Origin of the sequence: Bradyrhizobium sp. LB8.2, assembly GCF_040548035.1 — a bacterium.
In the GTDB taxonomy this organism is placed as follows: domain Bacteria; phylum Pseudomonadota; class Alphaproteobacteria; order Rhizobiales; family Xanthobacteraceae; genus Bradyrhizobium.
In genome coordinates, this window is record NZ_JBEPQV010000002.1 from 113124 (window position 1) to 127048 (window position 13925).

Annotated in this window: 13 protein-coding genes; 9 read left to right on the top strand and 4 right to left on the bottom strand. The window is 63.3% G+C overall.

Annotated features, from left to right (window positions below; genetic code table 11):
- Nucleotides 1-137: 137 nt before the first annotated feature.
- From ABIB06_RS02990 to ABIB06_RS03030, 9 genes are all read left to right on the top strand, one after another.
- Nucleotides 138-1577 (top strand): basic amino acid/polyamine antiporter, encoded by a 1440-nt coding sequence (locus tag ABIB06_RS02990; RefSeq protein WP_354043993.1) that lies wholly within the window; start codon nt 138-140, stop codon nt 1575-1577.
- A gap of 27 nt (nt 1578-1604) precedes the next feature.
- On the top strand, nt 1605-1829 hold the full coding sequence (locus ABIB06_RS02995; protein WP_354043996.1) for a hypothetical protein: 225 nt from the start codon (nt 1605-1607) through the stop codon (nt 1827-1829).
- A 44-nt stretch (nt 1830-1873) separates the two neighbouring features.
- Complete coding sequence (locus ABIB06_RS03000) at nt 1874-2986, top strand: AI-2E family transporter (RefSeq protein WP_354043999.1); 1113 nt, start codon at nt 1874-1876, stop codon at nt 2984-2986.
- An 8-nt stretch (nt 2987-2994) separates the two neighbouring features.
- Nucleotides 2995-3594 (top strand): hypothetical protein, encoded by a 600-nt coding sequence (locus ABIB06_RS03005; RefSeq protein WP_354044002.1) that lies wholly within the window; start codon nt 2995-2997, stop codon nt 3592-3594.
- Nucleotides 3595-4080, top strand: coding sequence for a DUF992 domain-containing protein (locus tag ABIB06_RS03010; protein ID WP_354044005.1), 486 nt, complete (start codon nt 3595-3597; stop codon nt 4078-4080).
- Between the two features lie 35 nt (nt 4081-4115).
- The gene (locus ABIB06_RS03015) at nt 4116-5360 is read left to right on the top strand and encodes an efflux RND transporter periplasmic adaptor subunit (RefSeq protein ID WP_354068455.1); all 1245 of its coding nucleotides are present in this window, start codon (nt 4116-4118) and stop codon (nt 5358-5360) included.
- Nucleotides 5357-8485: an efflux RND transporter permease subunit gene (locus ABIB06_RS03020; protein WP_354044009.1), complete on the top strand. Its 3129-nt coding sequence runs from the start codon at nt 5357-5359 to the stop codon at nt 8483-8485. Before ABIB06_RS03015 ends, ABIB06_RS03020 begins: the two co-directional genes overlap by 4 nt.
- Before the next feature lie 149 nt (nt 8486-8634).
- A complete protein-coding gene (locus ABIB06_RS03025; protein ID WP_354044012.1) occupies nt 8635-9207 on the top strand; it encodes an HdeD family acid-resistance protein in 573 nt (190 codons plus the stop codon).
- A 23-nt stretch (nt 9208-9230) separates the two neighbouring features.
- The gene (locus tag ABIB06_RS03030) at nt 9231-9497 is read left to right on the top strand and encodes a twin-arginine translocation signal domain-containing protein (RefSeq protein WP_247444849.1); all 267 of its coding nucleotides are present in this window, start codon (nt 9231-9233) and stop codon (nt 9495-9497) included.
- Between the two features lie 188 nt (nt 9498-9685).
- Here ABIB06_RS03030 and ABIB06_RS03035 read toward each other — a convergent pair whose 3' ends face one another.
- The 4 genes from ABIB06_RS03035 to ABIB06_RS03050 are packed head-to-tail and all read right to left on the bottom strand — an operon-like array spanning nt 9686 to nt 13925.
- Nucleotides 9686-10813 (bottom strand): mandelate racemase/muconate lactonizing enzyme family protein, encoded by a 1128-nt coding sequence (locus tag ABIB06_RS03035; protein ID WP_354044016.1) that lies wholly within the window; start codon nt 10811-10813, stop codon nt 9686-9688.
- A 48-nt stretch (nt 10814-10861) separates the two neighbouring features.
- Nucleotides 10862-11899: a tagatose 1,6-diphosphate aldolase gene (locus ABIB06_RS03040; RefSeq protein ID WP_354044019.1), complete on the bottom strand. Its 1038-nt coding sequence runs from the start codon at nt 11897-11899 to the stop codon at nt 10862-10864.
- Nucleotides 11896-12855 carry a sugar kinase gene (locus ABIB06_RS03045; RefSeq protein WP_354044022.1) on the bottom strand — a complete coding sequence of 320 codons (960 nt, stop codon included), beginning with the start codon at nt 12853-12855 and terminating at the stop codon, nt 11896-11898. The genes ABIB06_RS03040 and ABIB06_RS03045 overlap by 4 nt, the downstream gene beginning before the upstream one ends.
- Complete coding sequence (locus ABIB06_RS03050; protein ID WP_354044026.1) at nt 12852-13925, bottom strand: ABC transporter ATP-binding protein; 1074 nt, start codon at nt 13923-13925, stop codon at nt 12852-12854. Before ABIB06_RS03050 ends, ABIB06_RS03045 begins: the two co-directional genes overlap by 4 nt.

Consider the following 13925-nt stretch of genomic DNA (forward strand, 5'->3'; position numbering starts at 1 on the left):
ACATTGCCCTCTACATGGAATCCCTGATGTTCCGACCGGGAGGTCGCTTCTAAGATCTCGACCAAGAGTGGCCGGCCCGTCCCGTTTCATTTCGAGGTCGCGCCCACTTCATCTCCGGCCGGAAAGCCATTCTCCTCATGGCTCCTTCGTCGAACGAGGTCGACCAAAAGCTTTCGCGTAGCGCGCTCATCGCGCTCGTGATCGGGTCGATGATCGGCTCCGGCATCTTCGCGCTGCCCGCATCGTTTGGACACGCCACGGGCGTCCTCGGGACGTTGATCGCCTGGATCATCGCGGGCACCGGCATGCTGATGCTCGCCTTCGTTTTTCAGGCGCTCTCCCGTCGTCGGCCGGACCTGGACGCCGGCATCTACGCCTATGCCAAGGCTGGCTTCGGTGAATATATCGGCTTCGCTTCGGCGGCCGGCTATTGGATCGGATGCTGCCTCGCGGACGTCGCCTGCCTCATCCTGATCAAGGCGACAATCGGCCAATTCCTTCCGATCTTCGGCGACGGCACGACGCCGGCGGCGATCGCATCGGCATCCCTCCTCCTGTGGAGCGTCCATTTCCTCGTACTGCGAGGCATCAAGAACGCCGCCACGCTCAACACGATTGCGACCTACGCCAAGATCATCCCGATCTTGCTTTTCATCGGCGTGGCGTTCATCGTCCTCGATCCGGACCTGATCTCGCAGAATTTCTGGGGGACCGAGCAGCCGGGCGCGGTAGCGGTGTTCTCGCAGGTTCGAAGCACGATGCTACTCACGGTGTTCGTCTTTGTCGGAATCGAGGGCGCCAGCGTGTACTCGCGCTACGCCCGTGATCGCTCCGACATCGGATTTGCGACCGTCGCCGGATTCCTGTCCGTCCTCTGCCTTCTCGTCCTCGTGACGATACTATCCTATGGAGTCCTTCCGCGACAGGAGCTCGCGGGCCTGCCGACACCCTCGATGGCCGGCGTGATGGAAGCGATGGTCGGGCGATGGGGCGGCATTTTCATCAGCCTGGCGCTGCTGGTCTCGATCCTCGGGAATTACCTCTCTTGGTCGCTGCTCGCTGCGGAGGTGCTGCATTCCGCGGCCGTCAACCGCACCATGCCCTCCTTTCTAGCGGTCGTGAACAAACACGAAGTCCCTGTCGGAGCACTCTGGCTCACCAACTGCGTCATCCAGGCCTTCGTTCTGGTCACCTGGTTCGCGGAGTACGCGTTCACCGTCGCCCTGAAGATGACCAGCGCGATGACGCTGATCCCCTATTTGCTGGTCGCGGCGTACGGCCTCAAATTGTCATATCTCGGCAATTCCTACCGTGCCGGCGAACGCGCCCGCACCGTCGACGGGATCCGCTCGGCCATCGCAACGCTCTACGCCATCGGCATGATCTACGCCGGTGGCCCGACATTTCTCCTGCTGTCGTCGATACTCTACGCGCCGGGAACGGTTCTATTCTTTCTGGCCAAGCGCGAGCGCAAAGAGGCCGTCTTCAAGCCGTTCGAGGCGATCATCTTTGCTGCGATCGCGCTCGCTGCGTGTGCCGGCGTGTATGCGCTGGCCGTCGGTGCGATCTCGATCTGAGGTGTTGTTGGTCGAAAGGAGGCGAACATGAACGTCCGGACCGTCTATGGCGCACTGATCCTGATCGGGTCGATCGCGGCCGCGCAGCCGAGTTTCTCCCAAGCGCAATCGACCGCGTCGACGCCGAAACCCCCAGCGACAGCGCCCGCAGCCGCCACACCAAATACGAATACGAACCCGACCAAGCATCGCCATTGGCGCCATCGCGGCGGCTCGCATCCTCACTATGGCAGCCGTCGTGTTCGTACCTGATGGGCGGATGCGACGGTCCCAGCTGCAATCCCCGAGTTCCCCCGATGAGCGACGTGACGTCCGGACAAGAGCAACTCCACGAGAGCGCGATCCGCACGACGCCGGCGATCGAACACGGCCCGCGCAGCATTCTCGCAACGGGTCTCGCTCTGCTCGGCGTAAGCGTGGCCCTCTTTTTGATCTGGAAAACCGTCTCGAGCCTGCTCATCATCTTCGCGGGCGTGCTGTTTGCAGCGCTTCTGGATGCCGCCGCAAGGGCGATTGCGCCTGTCGTCCGCCTCGGTCGCATCTGGCGCCTGACCTTGGTGCTGCTGCTGCTCACTGCGGCGGTCGGACTTGGCCTCGTGTGGGGAGCCGGCAAGCTTCCGGAGCAAACTCGTCTTCTGCTGAAGGTCATGGACACCCAATTTGACGTCCTGCAGCAGCATCTTCTGACCTATGGCGTCGATCTGCTCGGTCCCGAATGGGGCCGGGATTTCACGCAATGGCTGGTCTCCGACCAAGGGCGGTTCTTCAAGCACGCCCAATTCGTCCTTGGCGGGGCGTCGAGCTTCCTGACTGGCGTGCTGGTGATCCTGTTCCTGGGCATCCTCTTCGCCTTCGATCCCGATAGCCACCGCGAAAGTCTCGTCATACTCGCGAAGCCGTCCTATCGCGCACGGATGCGCGGCGTGATGGACCAGACGGGAAGCGTCCTGCGGCTCTGGTTCGTAGGACAACTTATCCGCATTGTCCTGATGACGCTGTGCGTCTGGATCGCACTCTACTGGATCGGGCTGCCTGGTCCCTTCCTGCTTGGTTTGCAGGCGGGCTTATCGAACTTCGTCCCGTATCTCGGGCCGATCGTCGCCGCGATTCCGATCGCGCTCGTCGCTATGCCGCTCGGAGGATCGCCGCTGATCTGGGCCGTCGTGGTGTATACCCTGATCCAGTCGATCGAAGGATACGTGATCGGCCCCCTGATCCAGCGCCAAGCCGTCGAAATCCCCCCGGCCTGGACTTTGGTGGCGATCGTGCTGCTGGGCGCCATGTTCGGTGTCATGGGCATCGCGCTCGCCATGCCACTCGTCGCGGTCGGCCGGGTCGCGATCATCAGGTTCTACGTCGAGGACTATCTCGGCGATCCCCCGCTGGTGGTCAACAAGGGACGATCCTGAGGTGCCGCATGAGCGAGCTCGAAGCTGAACGGAACGCCGCAACGGGTCCGCCGTCAACACATCCGGGGATGACCCGCTTGCTGTGGCAGCAGCTGCCCTACATCGTCGCGCTTGTGCTCGCCATTGCGGGCGTCGCCTACACCAATGCTTCGCATCAGCCTCTCGTCGGCTATTGGGAATTCCTTGCTCTTGCCATCGGCGTAGTCTGCGTCATCAACAAGTGGCCCGAGGTCGACGGCAGGGAGGAGCGCTGGCGGCTAATCTGGACCCAGGCGCTACATTGGGTCGCCGTTCTGGTCGCGATGAACATCATGCTGGTATCCGGAGTTCAGCAGTTGCTGCCGACGCCGGCGACAAGCCTGGTTCTCCTTACCTTGCTCGCGCTCGGGACATTCCTCGCCGGCGTCAGTCTCCAGTCCGCCCAGATCGCCTTCCTCGGCCTTGCGATGGGCATCACGGTTCCGGCGATATCCTGGTTGCAGCAGTCCATCATCTTCTTCCTGTTGGGCGCCGTCCTGCTGATCGGCCTCGGTATCACGTTCTGGCTTCGTCAGGACCGCAGCCCAGCGAGCTTGCCCGACAACACTGGAAGCCAAACGGAGGCCTGAATGCGCATTAACCTGCTTCTCGCAATCATCTGCGGATCCGCTTTGATGTGCGCCGACGCCCTACCCGCGCGCGCGGAAACGTTCCGAGTCGGCCGGCTTATATGCGCCAGCACACCACGCGTTGGGCTGGTGCTTGGCTCCGCGCAGGAGCTTCGTTGCGTATTCACGACCACACGCCCGACTCGGCAGTACGTCTACGACGGGCGGATCAGGCGGGTTGGTCTCGACATCGGCGTGACCAGCGCCGGAAGCCTCTCATGGGCCGTCTTCGCCAGGAACTCGCGCGTCGGCCCCGGCACGCTGCGGGGGAGCTACGTGGGCGCGAGCGGCAATGTCGCGTTCGGTCCCGGGCTCGGAGCAAACGTTCTCATTGGAGGCTCTCGCCGGACGATTGCGCTCCAGCCGCTGTCGATCGAGCGATCAATCGGATTGAACCTTGCGGCGGGGATTACGAACCTGACACTCGGCCCGCGCGGACAGCGATAGCAGCTTGTCCCAAGCCCTGGAGCCGGGAGCGGACAATGGATATTGCGGAAATTTCGGTCAGGATGCTGGCGGCGAGTTTCCTGACATTCATCGCTGGCGGCATGGCCTTAGCACAGCCAGCCTCCAGCGCTCCGCCTGCTGTCGGCATCGTCGAAGCGATCAAGCGACCGATCACCGAGAGCAGCGAATTTCTTGGGCGGATCGAGGCGGTCAATCGCGTCAATATCGTGGCTCGCGTCACCGCGTTTCTGGAACAGCGACTGTTCGTCGACGGTGCCGAGCTCAAAAAGGGCGCCCCGCTCTACCGGCTCGAGCACGGCCCGTTCGAGGCCGATCTTGCGTCAAAGCAGGCGCAGGTGGCCCAGCTCCAGGCGATACTCGAGAACGCCAAGCAGACGACCGAGCGCGCGCGTACGCTGCTCAGTGGGCCAGCCGGTCAGCAATCGACCTACGACGCAGCGATCGCCAACGAGCGCAGCCTGGAAGCCCAGGTCCAGGCCGCACAAGCACAAGTCAATGCGTCCCAGATCAACCTCGACTACACCATGATCAGCGCGCCGATCGACGGCAAGATCGGACGCACAGCCGTGACCGAAGGCAATGTCGTCGGTCCAAGCTCGGGCGTGCTGACCACGATCGTCAGCCAGGATCCGATTTACGTCACCTTCCCGGTGCCGCTGCGTCAGGCACTCGAACTGCGCGAACGTTATGGACCGCAAGGGGGTCTGGAAGCCGTGATGATCCGGCTGCGACTGCCCAATGGCCGCATGTATGGCAAGTCCGGCAAGCTGAACTTTGTCGACAACACGATCGCCCAGAATACCGACACGATCACCGTGCGCGGCGAGATCGACAACCCGATCCTGCGCGCGCCGTCCGTCGCGGGCGTGACCGTCCACGAACTGACCGACGGCGAATTCGTTACGGTCGTGCTGGAAGGTATCCAGCCCATCGAGGTGTTGGCGGTCCCGCGTTCGGCCGTGCTGTCCGATCAGCAGGGCGACTACGTTCTCATCGTCGCCACCGGCGACAAGGCCGAACAACGCCGTATCCAGCTTGGGCAGTCGACGCCCACCATCGCTTCCGTCATCAATGGCCTCGCCGCCGGCGACAAAGTCATCGTCGAAGGCCTGCAAAGGGCTCGTGCGGGTCAGGCGGTTTCGCCGGGTCCGGCCAGTGCGCTGATCCAGTCGAGCATGAAGGCCGGCGCAAGCGACGCACCCTCGTTGCCAGACCGTGGCAACTCGACCGCCACGCGCCCGGAGGACAAAAAGCCATGATGTCCGCCGTCTTCATTGATCGCCCGCGACTTGCGATGGTCCTTGCCTTCATTATCACCATCGCAGGCGCGCTCGCGCTGACGCGGATCCCGGTGGCGCAGTTTCCGGACATCGTGCCGCCGCAGGTCACGGTCGCCGGCACCTTTCCCGGCGCGTCTGCCGAGGTCGTGGAGACCAGCGTCGCTCAGCCCCTCGAAGCGCAAGTGATCGGTGTCGATCGGGCGCTCTACATGAAATCGACCAGCGGCAACGACGGCAGCTACACCCTGACGGTGTCGTTTGCGCTCGGCACCGACCCCGATATCAACACCGTCAACGTCAACAACCGCGTGCAGAGCGCGCTGTCGCAATTGCCCACTGAGGTACAGCAGCAGGGCGTGACGGTGCAGAAGAAATCGTCGGCGATCCTGCAATTTCTGGTGCTGTACAGCGCCGAAGGTCAGCAGGACCCGCTGTTCATCACCAATTACGCGATCATCAACGTGCTCGACGCGATCTCCAGCACACCCGGCGTCGGCCAGGCTCACCTGTTCGCCAAGATGAATTACTCGATGCGGATCTGGTTCGATACGCAGCGGCTGACCAGCCTCAATCTCACGCCCTCGGACGTGATCGCAGCAATTCGCACGCAGAGCGTCCAGGCGCCGGTCGGCCGCATCGGTGCGCGTCCGATCAGCGACGACCAGCAATTCCAGTTCAACGTGCAGACCCTGGGGCGGCTCGCAACGGTCGACCAGTTCGCTAATATCGTGCTGCGCGCCAACCCGGACGGTTCGACGCTGCTCGTCAAGGACGTCGCCCGGGTCGAGATGGGCGCGCAGAACCTTGACAGCGAAGCGAGGATCGACGGGCGCGCCGCGGTGCCTCTCGCGATCTATCTGGCGCCGGGCGCCAATGCCGTAACGACCGCGCAGGCGGTCGCAGCCACGATGCAGCGGCTGTCCAAGCGATTCCCGATGGGGTTGAGCTATCTCGTGCAGTACGATTCCACAAGCTTCGTACGAGATACGATCTCGGAAGTTCTGCGGACGCTGGGCGAGGCATTCGTCCTTGTCGTGATCGTGGTTTATCTGTTCCTCGGCAATCTTCGCGCGACGGTGATACCGGCCGTTGCCGTGCCGGTCAGCCTGGTCGGCACCTTCGCCGTGTTGCTGATGCTCGGCTATTCAGCGAATACGGTGTCGCTGCTCGCAATGGTGCTCGCCATCGGCATCGTCGTGGATGACGCCATCGTCGTAGTGGAGAACGTCGAGCGTGTGATGGAGGAAGAACCGGATATTTCGCCGGCCGAGGCCAGCAAGAAGGCCATGAGGCAGATCACGGCGCCGATTGTTGCGATCACGCTGGTGCTGCTCTCCGTCTTCGTTCCGATCGCCTTCATTCCCGGCATTTCCGGCACGTTGTTTCGGCAGTTTGCGGTGACGATCAGCGCCGCCATGATAATCTCGGCGCTCAATGCGCTGACCCTGTCGCCCGCTTTGTGTGCGCTCATCCTACGGCATACCGGACCGCGGCGCGGCGTGATCGGACGCGTTCTTGACGGCATCGACTGGATTCGCGACCGCTACAGCGGCGGTGTACGACGTCTACTGCGCGTGGCAAGCCTCTCGCTCATACTCGCCGCAATGTTCGCGGCCGGCATTTTCGGGATGTCGCACCTGACTCCGACAGGGTTCCTTCCCGAGGAAGACCAGGGCGCCTTCTTCACCTCGATACAGCTGCCGGACGGCGCGTCTGTCGCGCGGACCAGCGAGGTCACCGGACAGATCGAGCGAGTCCTGACGCAGATGCCTGCGGTCGACCACGTCTTGGCCATCATAGGTTTCTCCCTGCTCGACGGGGCGTCCGAGCCCAACAATGCGCTGGTGGTGACGCGCCTCAAGCCGTTTGCCGATCGCAAGGCGGCCGCGGATTCGGTGCAGGCGTTGATCCGGCAGACTTACGCAGCCGGCGCGCAAATCCGGCAGGCCAATGTGCTACCGTTCAACATGCCGCCGATCATCGGACTCTCGACCTCAGGCGGGTTCGAATACCAGCTCCAGGCGCTGGAAGGACAGGACCCAGCCGCGATTTCCAGTGTCACGAGTGCGTTGATCGGAGCGGCCAATGCCGATCCACGACTGACGCGCGTGTTCTCGACCTTCACCGCGACCAATCCATCGATCTATCTCGACATTGATCGCCGCAAGGCGCAGGCGCTCGGCGTGACCATCAGCGATATCTTCACCGCCCTTCAGGCGACGCTGGGCGGCATCTACGTCAACAACTTCAACCTCTATGGACGCACCTGGCAGGTCAACGTGCAGGGCGAGGCGCTCGACCGCGCCGACATTTCCGATATCTGGCGCATCTATGTGCGCAACGGTACCGGTCAGATGGTTCCGATGCGGTCGCTCGCCAGCATCAAGATCGTAACCGGGCCTCAGGTCATCACCCGCTACAACAATTATCGCTCAGTGACGGTGAATGGCAGCCCGGCGCCAGGCGTCTCGTCGGGCACCGCGATAGCGGCCATGGCGGAGGTCTCCAATGCCGTACTGCCCGCGGGCTACAGTTTCGAGTGGACCGGCACCGCCTATCAGGAGCAACAGGCTTCAGGACAAACCGGAGCGGTGCTCGCGCTGGCCGTGCTGTTCGCCTATCTGTTCCTGGTGGCGCTCTATGAGAGCACGGTGATCCCGATCCCGGTGCTGCTGTCCGTCGTTGTCGGCGTGCTCGGCTCCTATATCGGGATCAAAATCGCCGGCCTCGATCTCGATCTGTATGGCCAGATTGGCCTCGTGGTGCTGATCGCGCTTGCCGCCAAGAACGGCATCCTGATCGTGGAATTCGCGAAGGAACGACGAGAAGCCGGGACGGAACTTGCGGAGGCCGCGATCGAGGGGGCGCATATGCGGTTCCGCGCGGTCATGATGACTTCGGTTGCCTTCATTCTCGGGCTGCTGCCGCTGGTGCTCGCAACCGGCGCCGCTGAACTGAGCCGCAGGGCGGTCGGGACCGCCGTCTTTGCCGGCATGCTCGGCGCAAGCTCGATCGGAATCTTTATGGTGCCAATGCTCTATGTGACATTCCAGCGCCTGCGCGAGCGCCTGAAGGCACGATCGGTTCCGGCGCGAACCACCTGACCCGCGCGTCCAGAACGCCGGGAAGCACTTTCCGGCAGGCTTCGGGACACGGCGAATATTCCCGCCGTCACATTCAGGGTTTCATCGGATGTCGATGTTGCGCGGCGGCGACTAGCGTTTCCGTGGCGCCAACTTGATTGGCCGCCGGAATGCGGGAGGATGACGTGGCCACCTACGATAGCAGCCCCCAGGTAAAGACCTTTAGTTCTCCATCCCGGTGGACATGCGCGCTCCTTGGCGTCGTGATGATCGCGGCCGGCATTTTGGCGCTGGGCGACATCGTCTTCGCAACGATCATCAGCGTCAAGCTGATCGGGCTTACCGCAATCCTTGCCGGTGCATTCGAGATCATCCACGCCTTCTGGACAAAGGGATGGGGCGGATTCCTGTGGCAGATCCTGCTCGGCGCGCTCTATCTCGCGTTCGGGTTGCTGCTGCTCATGCAGCCGGCGGCCGGTGCCCTCATCCTGACCTCCCTGCTGGGCGCGGTTCTGTTGGCATCGGGCATCATCCGGTGCGTGCTGAGCTTTGCACATTGGCGACAGGGTGGCTGGCTGATGCTGGCTTCTGGCGTCATCGGGCTGCTCGCCGGCTTCCTGATCGTGTTTGGCTTCCCATCCATCAGCGTCTGGGCGCTTGGATTCCTGCTGGGAGTCGATCTGATTTCGCACGGGCTCGCTTGGCTGCTCTACGCGCTGCAATCCCCGCGGAGAGCCGCTTAACCTAACCCGAAGAGGAGAAAACCATGAACGCTCCCACCCGTCGCGATTTCCTCGGTCTCGCCCAGAACGCCGTCGCCGCTGGCGCGGTTGGCGCGATTGCACTTCGCTTCATCGGCACAGCGGAGGCGATGCCGGTCGCGTCCAACCCCGGACCTGCCGATAAGCGGCCCGACTTCGTGACTGAAGCACAGTGGGGTCCCGGTTGGGGGCCTCCGCCGCGCCGGCGTCGGCGCCGATGGGTTTGCTGGTGGCATCGCGGCCGCCGTGTTTGCGGCTGGCGCTGGTTCTAATCGGATCGACCGGTCCGCAAGCATCGAGCATCTGCGCCTACGGGCACCCTCCGTGAGGATCGCCTACTCACCTGGAAGCCCCTGGGCCTCATTGCTCGCTTTCCACGCCTCGAAATCGTGGCCAAAGAAATCGAGCTCAATCAAGAGTGATCCACAGTGGCCAGAAGGCCGACAGATCGCCCGCAAGTCTAAATGCTGCGATAGCGTTCGATATATGAAAGATCAGGCATTATGCCGAGCCCCGGATCCTGGTCCAATTCAACCGTGCCCTCCCTCACATTGAGGATCGGGCCACAAAACAGATCGCGCAACGGGTTGTCATTGGCATCGACTTCCAGCCAGCCATCGCCACCGATACCGGCGAGAACATGTGCGGACGCAAGCAAGCCGAGGCCGCCGCCGAGATAGTGCGGACAAAAGGTCTTGCCCGCCTTCAGAATGTCGCGAGCCAGTCCAGCGCAGGCGCTGAGCCCGCCCCACTTCGCGATATCGGGTTGGATCACACCGAGCACGTCTTCGGCCAGGGCCTCCTTGAAGCCTTCGACGCTCGAAATGTTTTCGCCGGCGGCAATCGGCATCTTCGCCTCGGCGCGCAGCTTGTGCCACTCCTCGCGCGGCCGATCGGCCCTGATGGGCTCTTCCAACCAACGCAAATCAAATTCGGCAAGGCGCGGCATCATCTCCAGCGCCTGCGTGACTGACCAGCCTTGATTGGCATCTGTGGCGAGCATGCCGGCACCAACGATCGCGCGCAGTGCAGCCAGATTGGCGAAATCGGTCTCGGCTCCGAACCCGACCTTCAGCTTCAACGCGCGATGGCCGCGCTTGAGGGCGGCTTCGGCTGTTTGCGCGGCGCCGCCGGGATTGATGCCGCTGGCATAGACCTTGATCCTGCGCGACTGCCCGCCGAGAAGCCGCCACAGTGGCAAGCGCTGCCGACGCGCGGAGAGATCCCACAGAGCGAGATCGATGCCCGAAATCGCCTGCGCGAACGGGCCGGGCTCGCCGCATTGAAGCGCAAGCACCTCGGTGCCCTTGGTCAGGACCTCGAATGCCAGCGCGGGACTATCGAACTTGCGCCCTACGAGGCCGGGCGCGAGCACCTCGTTGACGAGCCGTGCGCGATGCTCCGCCCCCGGTGCGGGGAAGTTGGACCAGGCTTCGCCCCACCCCTCGACGCCGTCTTCGTCGACAGCACGAACGAAGACGGCGGGGCGGTTGAGCATTTTTCCGAACGACGTCACCACCGGCGTCGCCAACGGATAGCGATAGCAGAACGCCTCGATCGAGCGGATGGTGAAGCTGTCAGTCGTCATGTTGCAGATCCTGCGAGCGAGATCGGACCACGCTGAACTGCCACCCTCTCAATAGGCGCGCGCGAAGTCACCTTCCTGCTTGATATCAGTGAACACAGGAAAGCGCGCCTTCCACGGCGTGCCTTTGGCCGTAGTCAGTTCACTGAGTCGTTCGAGCACGTTGAGGCCATCGTTGCGCAGGCTTGCCGACACCGCCGCGCGATCCGGAAAATTCTTCAGGACGGCATCGAGCCAGATGGTGCGGCCGGCGAGGAAGCCGCCGGCGCCTGCAGCATAGGCGAAGTCGAGGACGCGCTCGAACTTTTCGGGCGCAGCGCCACCCGACAGCAGCACCCAGGGGATGTTGCGCTCGCGGCAGATATCGCCGATCGAATCGAATTCCTTCTGCGCGACTTTCGCTTGCGCACTGCCGTCGCGGGCCGGCAGGCTATTGGCCGCCAGCGGGCTCTCCAGCTTGAGGAGATCGACGCAGTATTCCGGCTTGGCAAACTCGCGGACGCTGTCGATGACGAGGCCCGGCAGCTTGCCCGGCGACTCCACGTAATCAGCGGTGTGATTGGCGCTGCCGAGGAACGGATAGACAAGCAGTTCGAGGACATAGGGAATGTCGTGGCGGGCGCAGTCCTCGCCGATCTCGCGGACAAACCGCTTCTGATGTTCGTTCACCGCCGCATCGGCATCCGGCCGGTACCAGGCCAGCACCTTGACGGCATCGCTCCCCATGGCACGGATTTTCTCCACGCTCCAGTTGGTGATTGCGCGTGACTTGCGACCGCCTGCGGTTTCTTCGACGCGATGCTCTTCCAGCGTCATGATCAGGCCGCAGCGCGGCGGCAGCAGATCGATCGCGGCAGGCACCGCGAAATTTGGGTCGAACAGCATCGAGCTGCAATGCGGCGCGAGGTTCTCGACCAGGAGACGCTTGGCCGCCGTCACGTCGGAATATTCGACCTGATCCCGCGCGATGCCTCTTGCTTTCGCGATAGCATCGAAAAGTGGCGGCCGCTGATCCAGCGCGACCATGCGAAAGTGGCCATCCGCGTCTGCGAGCCGTGCCAGGCCGCGGTTCTTTCCAATCGTTCTCATGGCTTCGTCCTCATGAATGCAAGACACTCGTTGATGGTGGGGATTCCGTTGCGGCCGCCGGCGTGGCGGCATTTCATCGCAGCTGTCGCTGCCGAAAACGCCATGGCGGCGCGCACATCGAGGCCGACGCCGATCGCAAGCGCATAGGCGCCGTGGAAGACGTCGCCCGCGCCGGTGGTGTCGACGACATCGACCGCAAACGCGGCCTGCTGGTGCAGTTGGCCATTCTCGTACCAGCTCACGCCCGCATCACCGCGCGTGACGGCGATGACACGGCAGCCGAAGCGCGCGAGCGAGGCAAGAGATTCATCTCCAGCCGAGCCGGCAAAGGATGTGAGCGCGGGTTCGGAGAAGATCGCGTGGTCGGTCAAGGGCAGCAGCCGCTCGAATACGTCGGCATCGGCCACGTCGCCGTCAAGCACCGCGGGAATGCCGCGCGCGCGGGCTTCACGGAACAACGTCGCGGCACCTTCGACCCAGCGCGGATCGGCCAGCACGGAGGATGTGCGGGCGACCGCTTCGAGCGGAAGCCAATCCGCAGCTTCCGGGAACAGGCCACGGAAGTTGACGATCTGCCGCTCACCCGAGCGATCGACGATGATTCCGGAGACGGAGGAGCGGCCATCGGGAAACAGCCGGAAATTATCGACATCGACGCCTTCGGCAACAAAGGCCGAGCGCATCTCCGCGCCCGCGGCATCATTGCCTGCCCGGCCCCAGAACGCGACGCAAGCGCCGAGCTTTGCCACCGCGACTGACGCATTGGCAGCCATGCCTCCGCCAAGCGTGCCGTAGCCGGCGGCCTTGATCTTCTCGCTTCCACCCGCGAACAGACGATCGACGCGCCAGACCTGGTCGAGCGCGGACAATCCCAGGCAGACCACCTGCACAGGCCGGGCCCCGGACGCCACGTCCGCCAGCGCCGACATATCTCCGATGTTCGCCGACGCGCTCACCGCAAGACCTGCCCGTTGGTCGCATCGAACAAATGGGTCTTGCCCGCCTGCGGACGCAGGCCGAGACGATCGCCGACCTTTGGCCGCAGGGACGGATCGACCCGCGCGATCGACGACACGCCGGCGAGATCGAAATGGATCAGCGTATCCGAGCCGAGCGGCTCGACGAGCTTGACGTCGATGGCGATGCCGTCGGCGGCATCGGGAGCAATGGCAAAATGTTCAGGGCGAACACCGACGACAGCGCTGCCGGCCTGCCGCAGGCGGCCCGCGGTCTCGCCATCCAACGGCAGCGTTGCTCCTCCTTGCGAAAGGATCGCACGCTCCTCGCGCCATTCTACGGCGAAGAAATTCATCGCGGGCGAGCCGATGAAGCCGGCCACGAACTGGTTGGCCGGCCGCTCGTAGACCGTCTCCGGCGTGTCATATTGCTGGATCGTGCCGCTCTGGAGCACGACGATCCGGTCCGCCATGGTCATGGCTTCGATCTGGTCATGGGTCACGAAGACCATGGTGGTCTTGAGCTCCTGCGACAGCGCCTTGATCTCCGCCCGCACCTGCCCGCGCAGTTTTGCGTCGAGATTGGACAGCGGTTCGTCGAACAGGAACGCCTTGGGATTGCGCACGATCGCGCGGCCCATGGCGACCCGCTGGCGCTGACCACCGGAGAGCTCTTTCGGCTTGCGGTCGAGATAGGGCTCGATGTGCAAAAGCGCGGCGGCGCGCTTCACCCGCGCATCGATCTCCGCCTTCGGCGTCCCCCGCAACTCCAGCGCAAACGACATATTGTCGTAGACGCGCATGTGCGGATAGAGCGCGTAGTCCTGGAACACCATCGCAATGTCGCGCCGCGCGGCCTGGACGCCGTTGACGCGCTTGTCGCCGATATAAAGGTCTCCCGATGAAATCGGCTCGAGGCCCGCAATGATGCGCAGCAGGGTCGACTTGCCGCAGCCGGACGGGCCGACGAACACTACGAATTCGTGGTCAGCGATCTCTAGATTGAGATCGGGGATCACGGTGAAATTGCCGTAGCGCTTGACGAGGTTACGGATCGATATCGAGGCCAT

Bases quoted from the DNA above. Each gene is read 5' to 3' on its own strand.
- ABIB06_RS03035 (WP_354044016.1), bottom strand. From the start codon at position 10,813: ATGACGACTGACAGCTTCACCATCCGCTCGATCGAGGCGTTCTGCTAT.
- ABIB06_RS03030 (WP_247444849.1), top strand. From the start codon at position 9,231: ATGAACGCTCCCACCCGTCGCGATTTCCTCGGTCTCGCCCAGAACGCC.
- ABIB06_RS03000 (WP_354043999.1), top strand. From the start codon at position 1,874: ATGAGCGACGTGACGTCCGGACAAGAGCAACTCCACGAGAGCGCGATC.
- ABIB06_RS03005 (WP_354044002.1), top strand. From the start codon at position 2,995: ATGAGCGAGCTCGAAGCTGAACGGAACGCCGCAACGGGTCCGCCGTCA.
- ABIB06_RS02995 (WP_354043996.1), top strand. From the start codon at position 1,605: ATGAACGTCCGGACCGTCTATGGCGCACTGATCCTGATCGGGTCGATC.
- ABIB06_RS03050 (WP_354044026.1), bottom strand. From the start codon at position 13,925: ATGGCCTCGATATCGATCCGTAACCTCGTCAAGCGCTACGGCAATTTC.
- ABIB06_RS03010 (WP_354044005.1), top strand. From the start codon at position 3,595: ATGCGCATTAACCTGCTTCTCGCAATCATCTGCGGATCCGCTTTGATG.
- ABIB06_RS03015 (WP_354068455.1), top strand. From the start codon at position 4,116: ATGGATATTGCGGAAATTTCGGTCAGGATGCTGGCGGCGAGTTTCCTG.
- ABIB06_RS03025 (WP_354044012.1), top strand. From the start codon at position 8,635: ATGCGGGAGGATGACGTGGCCACCTACGATAGCAGCCCCCAGGTAAAG.
- ABIB06_RS03040 (WP_354044019.1), bottom strand. From the start codon at position 11,899: ATGAGAACGATTGGAAAGAACCGCGGCCTGGCACGGCTCGCAGACGCG.
- ABIB06_RS02990 (WP_354043993.1), top strand. From the start codon at position 138: ATGGCTCCTTCGTCGAACGAGGTCGACCAAAAGCTTTCGCGTAGCGCG.
- ABIB06_RS03020 (WP_354044009.1), top strand. From the start codon at position 5,357: ATGATGTCCGCCGTCTTCATTGATCGCCCGCGACTTGCGATGGTCCTT.